Source organism: Pseudomonas sp. K5002 (assembly GCF_013386655.1).
Taxonomy (GTDB): Bacteria; Pseudomonadota; Gammaproteobacteria; order Pseudomonadales; family Pseudomonadaceae; genus Aquipseudomonas.
The window spans coordinates 1-1,648 of the sequence record NZ_JACARK010000629.1 but is presented as its reverse complement, the minus strand read 5'-3'; the positions used below and the strand labels follow the sequence as shown (position 1 = coordinate 1,648).

The 1,648-nt window shown below is 66.9% G+C and carries 1 protein-coding gene and 2 pseudogenes; all 3 read left to right on the top strand.

Annotated features, from left to right (window positions below; translation table 11 throughout):
• Positions 1 to 604 (top strand): annotated as a pseudogene (locus HX846_RS25050) (EscN/YscN/HrcN family type III secretion system ATPase); the annotation flags it as partial.
• Between the two features lie 16 nt (positions 605 to 620).
• Entirely contained in the window at positions 621 to 1,070 is a 450-nt protein-coding gene (locus HX846_RS25045) for a hypothetical protein (protein WP_087694644.1), read from the top strand.
• A pseudogene (locus tag HX846_RS25040) lies at positions 1,067 to 1,648 on the top strand (YscQ/HrcQ family type III secretion apparatus protein); the annotation flags it as partial. The gene HX846_RS25045 and the pseudogene HX846_RS25040, both read left to right, overlap by 4 nt.

The window sequence follows — 1,648 nt, the reverse complement described above, 5'->3', positions numbered from 1 at the left end:
CGCCACCACCCTGGCCGAGTACCACCGCGACCAGGGCCGCAATGTACTGCTGTTGATGGACAGCCTCACGCGGTTCGCCCGCGCCCAGCGCGAAATCGGCTTGGCCGTGGGTGAACCGCCGACCCGCCGCGGTTATCCGCCGTCGTTTTTTGCCACCTTGCCCAAGTTGCTCGAGCGCGCCGGCCCGGGCCCTGCCGGCAGCATCACCGCGCTGTACACCGTGCTTACCGAAGGCGACGCCGCCAGCGATCCGGTGGCGGAGGAAGCGCGTTCGATCCTCGACGGGCATATCGCCCTCAGCGCCGAACTGGCGCAGCGCAACTATTTCCCGGCGGTGGACGTGCTGCGCAGCCGCAGCCGCTTGATGGAGCAGGTCGCCGGTGACGAACACAAGCGCCTGGCGATGCGCATCCGTGAATTGATGGCGCGCTACGGCGAGATCGAAATGCTGATCCGCGTCGGCGAGTACTCCGCCGGCAGCGACCCCCTGGCCGACGAAGCGATCACCCGCCATGGGGCAATCGAAGCCTTCCTGCGCCAGAACGCCGACGAACCCAGCAGCCCCGAACAGACCTTGATCCGCATGCGCCAGGTGCTGGCATGACGATGGAGAGCAACCCATGAAAACCGAACAACTGCGCACCCTGCAAACCCTGCGGGTGCTGCGCGAACAGCGGGCGGCGAGCCAGTTGGCGGCGCAACAGCAACGCTGCGCGCAAACCCGCGGCGCCTTGACCGACGCCAAGGAACACCTGCGCCTGCACCGTGAGGCCGTTGCCCATGAAGCCGGCGAGATTTACGCCTCCCTCACCGAAGGCCTGTCGGTGGCCAGTTGGCAGGCCGCCCAGGATCGCCTGCGGGGCTTGGCCGACGATGAGCAGGTGCTTGAAGGCGACGTCAGCCACGTGTCCAGTACCCTGCAAACCCAGGAGCGTGAGCGTGAGCTGTTTCGCCAGGAGCGCCTGAGCCGCCAGCGCCAGTCCGATGCCTGGCAAAGCCTGCTGGACGGGCGTGAAAGCAGCGAACGGGTGGCCGGCGAGCTGCGTGAAGAACAAGGACTCGGCACATGATCGTGGCCCTTGCCGACCCGTTGGCGCCCTGGCTTGAGCACTACGACCCGGCGCTGCTCACGCTGCATAACCAATTGCACCGCCGGCGGCATGCGTGGCAGGGCCGCTGCGCCGGGCAGGATCTGAGCGTCGCCTGGGCCGCCGATCCCCAGCCGCTGAAAACACCCCGGGATGTGTTGCTGTTGCTCGGCCAGTCACCGGTGCGCTTGCGACTCTCGGCTGCCGCCCTGGAACAAGTACTGGTGCCGCTGGCGTTGCAGTTCGACGCGCAAGTGCTGCCGGCATTACCGCGTTCGCTGCTGCTGGAACTGGCCGTGCTGGACCTGATCGAGCGCCTCGAACCGTTGCTCGGCCACCCCGTGCAACTGCTCGAAACCAGTGACGACCTGCGGCCTTATGCAGTGCATCTGGCGCTGACATTGACCTTCGGCAACCACCCGCCAATGGCCGCCCAACTGGACTTGAGTGAAAGCGCTGCAGTGCTGGTGGGCCAGTTGCTGGACCAGCACGGCCAGATCGACGCCGACCCGTTGCCGGCGTTGCGCCACACGCTGTCAGTAGTGGCCGGGCGGCAATGG